Origin of the sequence: Citricoccus sp. (assembly GCF_032154715.1) — a bacterium.
Classification (GTDB): domain Bacteria; phylum Actinomycetota; class Actinomycetes; order Actinomycetales; family Micrococcaceae; genus Citricoccus.
The window spans coordinates 1-4,525 of the sequence record NZ_JALDXU010000148.1 but is presented as its reverse complement, the minus strand read 5'-3'; the positions used below and the strand labels follow the sequence as shown (position 1 = coordinate 4,525).

Sequence of the window (4,525 nt, the reverse complement as noted above, 5' to 3'; positions counted from 1 at the left end):
CCGCCGCGTCCCCGCGCGGCGGACACGATCCTGAAGCCGGTCTTCATCCCTGCCTCCGTGGTGATCGTGGCTCTGATCCTCTTCGTGGTGATCTTCGGGCGGGTTTCCGGGGACGCCCTGGTAGACGCGACCACTCAGCTCAACACCGCCATCACGGACGGTGTGGGATGGTGGTACGTCATCGCGGTGAACATCTTCCTCATCTTTGCCGTCTACGTGGCAGCGTCCAAGGTCGGCCGGATCCGGCTGGGCCGGGACGACGAGCATCCGGAGTTCGGGATCGTGTCCTGGTTCCTGATGCTCTTCAGCGCCGGCATGGGCATCGGGCTCGTGTTCTTCGGGGTGGCGGAGCCGCTGAGCCACTACGCGCTGCCGCCCGAAGCGTTCGGGAACGAGCCGGAATCCGCCGACGCCGCGCGCGGTTCGATGGGCCTGACCATGCTGCACTGGGGTCTGCATCCCTGGGCGATCTATGCGATCGTCGGTCTGGGTCTGGCGTACATGTCCTTCCGCCGCGGACGACCGCTGGCCGTGCGGTGGCTGCTCGAGCCCCTCATCGGACGCCGGCGCGTCGAGGGCTGGATCGGCCACGCCGTGGACACCGTCGCCGTGGTGGGCACCCTCTTCGGCATCGCGACCTCCTTCGGGTTCGGCATCGAGCAGATCATCGGCGGTCTGAGTTTCCTCGGCTGGGCCGAACGCTCCACATGGCTGATCATCGTCCTCATCGCCGGCATCACGCTCATCGCCGTCTGGTCCGTCGTCTCCGGCGTCCATAAGGGCCTGAAGTGGCTCTCCAACATCAACATGACGTTGGCGGCGCTGCTGGCGCTGGCGATCTTCATCCTGGGACCGACGTTGTTCCTGCTCAAGGCCTTCCCTGACAACCTGGGTGCCTACGTCTCGCTGCTGCCGGACGCCATGCTCCATACGGGGCCGCTCTCCGAGGACGGATGGGAGAACGGATGGACCATCTTCTACTGGGGCTGGTGGGTCAGCTGGGCGCCCTTCGTCGGCATGTTCATCGCCCGCATCTCCCGAGGCCGGACCATCCGGCAGTTCATCGTGGGCGTGCTGCTGGCCCCGACTCTGGCCAGCCTGCTCTGGTTCACGATCTTCGGCGACAGCGCCATCCTCTTCCAGCGCGAGGGTACCGCCGAGCTGGTGGTCGACGGTGCGGTGGACAGCACCACAGCCCTGTTCGCCTTCCTGGATGCCTTCCCGTGGGCGATCGTGCTCAGCGTGACCGCGATGCTGGTGATCGTATTCTTCTTCGTCACCTCGTCCGACTCCGGCTCCCTCGTCATCGACATGCTCGCCAGCGGCGGCAGCACGAACACGCCGGCCTCGACCCGGACGTATTGGGCCCTGCTCGAGGGCGTCGCCGCGGCCGTCCTGCTGGTGGTCGGCGGTGACGCCGCCCTCACCGCCCTGCAGACGCTCTCGATCGCCACCGCCGCACCGTTCTCCATCATCATGGTGCTGACGTGCGTCTCCCTGCTGCGTGCCTTCCGGCACGAGATCGCGACCATGCCGAGTTACATGGAGGTCATCAACACCTCTGATGCACCCGTGGCCGGAGCGGAGGACGCGGAGTCCAGGAATTCCGGCAACGGAGACCATCCCGAGGGATCGCGGAAGGGGGAGCGAAGCCCGCTGCACGGTGTCGGTGGAGCGGCCACCGCTCTCGCGGGACTACCGGTGCAGGGCCGGAATGAGAACGGTTCCAGCGAGACCCAGATCATCACCTTCCGCCACGTGCCTCCGAGCGAGACCGTCACGGATCCGGAAACGGGGGTGATCCACATGGTGGCCGCCGCTGAGGATCCCCTGGCGGGTGAGGTCTTCGACACTCCCGAGTTCGAGTCCTCCCAGGAGTTCCTGGACCAGGGTGGGCATCACGAGGAGGTGACGGACAACGACGTCGACGTGATGGACGACCTCGAGGATCCGGACAGTGTGGGTCAGCGGGTCTGATCCTCCACCGTCTGGTGGTCAGCCTCCTCGGCCATCCGGCTTCTGGAGCCACGACGTCATGAACCCCTCGTCCGTTGGGACGGGGGGTTCATCACATCGTGCAGCTGGGGGGGCCCAGGGCTCACTGACGCGAGGGGCTTCTGCCGGTTGGCGCCGGTCAGCGCAGGACGACCGTCCGGCCCTGGTGGAGCATGATGCGCCCCTCGCAGTGCCAGCGGACGGCGTCGGAGAGTGCCTTGCGCTCCGTGTCCCGCCCGGCCGCCACGAGCTCCTCCGGGCCGTGGGTGTGGTCCACCTGGACCACTTGCTGGGCGATGATCGGCCCCTCGTCCAGCTCGCTGTTGACGTAGTGCGCCGTGGCGCCGACCGTCTTCACGCCCCGGTCGAAGGCCTGGTGGTACGGCTTCGCGCCCTTGAAGGACGGCAGGAAGGAGTGGTGGATGTTGATGATGCGGCCCTCCATCTTGGTGGCCAAAGAGTCGGAGAGCACCTGCATGTAGCGCGCCAGCACCACCAGGTCGATCTCGAACCGGTCGGTGAGATCCAGCAACCGCTGCTCCGCCTCGGGCTTGTTCTCCGGCGTGACGGGAATGTGGAAGAAGGGGATGCCGTGCCACTCCACCGACCGTTGATGGTCCTGGTGATTGGAGACCACGGCCGCGATCTCTACCGGCAGCTCCCCGATCCGGGCGCGGTACAACAGGTCATTGAGGCAGTGATCGAACTTCGAGACCATGATGAGCACGCGGCGCCGCTGGCCGGACGGCCAAACATCCCAACGGGCCCCGTGCTCCGCCGCAAGAATCTCCATGTCCCTCCGGACCGCCGCCACGGCGGCCGTCCCGTTCACCCCGTCGCCGAGACGGAAGTGCGCACGGGCGAAGAAGTGTGCCGCCCGGGGGTCGTCGAAGGTCTTCAGCTCCACGATGTCGCCGCCATGCTCCAGCAGGACTCCCGTGAGTGCATGGACGATCCCCGGCTTCTCCGGGCTGTCGAAGGCCAGTACGTGGTCACGATCGGTCTCAGCCACTGTCTACTCCATCTGTTGGTACTCACACTTTCGGCAAGCATCTTCCTGATAGACCCAAAATCGCGAACTGATATACCAGGATGGAATCAAAGGTATGATGTGGGTCACAGTCACGTCAACGGTTGGACAGGACGAGTTGGCCTTGCAGGGCGTGGACCCAGCAGGGGAACTCACCTGGATACGTGAACCGCGTGGTCAGTGGCGTCCCGCTGAAACACAGACACAGAAGTGAGGAACAGACATGCCAGGAAATCGTGCCGTCGCCTACAAGGAACCGGGCGTCGTTGAGGTCATCGACACCGAGTACCCCACCTTCGAGCTGAAGGACGGCCCGGGGGTGAACCCCGCCAACGTGGGGCGCAAGGTTCCCCACGGGGTCATCCTGAAGACCGTCGCCACCAACATCTGCGGCTCGGACCAGCACATGGTGCGCGGCCGGACCACGGCCCCGGCCAACCTCGTGCTGGGGCACGAGATCACCGGTGAAGTGGTGGAGGTCGGCCCCGACGTCGAGTTCATCAAGGTTGGCGACATCGTCTCCGTCCCGTTCAACATCTCCTGCGGCCGCTGCCGCAATTGCAAGGAGCGCAAGACCGGCATCTGCCTGAACGTGAACCCGGACCGTCCGGGCAGTGCCTACGGCTATGTGGACATGGGAGGCTGGGTCGGCGGACAGGCCGAGTACGTCCTCGTCCCCTATGCCGACTGGAACCTGCTGAAGTTCCCGGACCGGGATCAGGCGCTGGAGAAGATCATGGACCTCACCATGCTCTCCGACATCTTCCCCACGGGCTTCCATGGCGCCGTCTCAGCCGGGGTGGGTGTCGGCTCCACCGTCTACGTCGCAGGAGCGGGACCCGTCGGCCTGGCCGCGGCCATGGGCGCGCAGCTGCTCGGTGCCGCCGTCGTGATCGTGGGGGACATGAACGAGGACCGCCTGGCGCGGGCGCGCAGCTTCGGCTGCGAGACCGTCAACGTCGGCGAAGGCGCGCTCCAGGATCAGATCGAGCAGATCCTCGGCGTCCCCGAGGTGGACAGCGGCATCGACGCCGTCGGTTTCGAGGCCCGTGGGCACGGCAAGGATGCCAGCCACGAGGCTCCGGCGACGGTCCTGAACTCCCTCATGGACATCACCACCGCCGGCGGTTCCCTCGGCATCCCGGGTCTGTACGTCACGGGCGATCCCGGAGCCGTGGACGAAGCCGCGAAGAAGGGCTCGCTGTCCCTCTCGCTGGGCACGGGCTGGGCCAAGTCCCTGTCCTTCGCCACGGGGCAGTGCCCGGTGATGAAGTACAACCACCAGCTGATGATGGCGATCTTGCACGACAAGGCGCCGATCGCGAAGGCCGTCAACGCGAAGGCGATCTCCCTTGAGGACGCCCCGCGCGGCTATGCCGAGTTCGACGCCGGCGCGGCGACGAAGTTCGTGCTCAACCCCAACGGGTATCTCACGGACTGACCCCGCCGGCTCGCGCGGGGGCTGCCGGACGGTAGCGGGGGGGGGGGGGGGGGGGGGGG

General features: G+C 66.4%; 3 protein-coding genes. 2 read left to right on the top strand and 1 reads right to left on the bottom strand.

Features of this window, described 5'->3' with window-relative positions; genetic code table 11:
- On the top strand, positions 1–1,977 hold a 1,977-nt coding region (locus tag RUH65_RS15315; RefSeq protein WP_313818501.1), incomplete at its 5' end, for a BCCT family transporter.
- Between the two features lie 157 nt (positions 1,978–2,134).
- Here the strand turns inward: RUH65_RS15315 and purU are convergent.
- Entirely contained in the window at positions 2,135–3,007 is an 873-nt protein-coding gene (gene purU / locus RUH65_RS15310; protein WP_313818499.1) for a formyltetrahydrofolate deformylase, read from the bottom strand.
- Between the two features lie 241 nt (positions 3,008–3,248).
- On the opposite strand from purU, the gene fdhA reads away from it, so the two are divergent.
- Complete coding sequence (gene fdhA, locus RUH65_RS15305; protein ID WP_313818498.1) at positions 3,249–4,466, top strand: formaldehyde dehydrogenase, glutathione-independent; 1,218 nt, start codon at positions 3,249–3,251, stop codon at positions 4,464–4,466.
- Positions 4,467–4,525 lie beyond the last annotated feature (59 nt).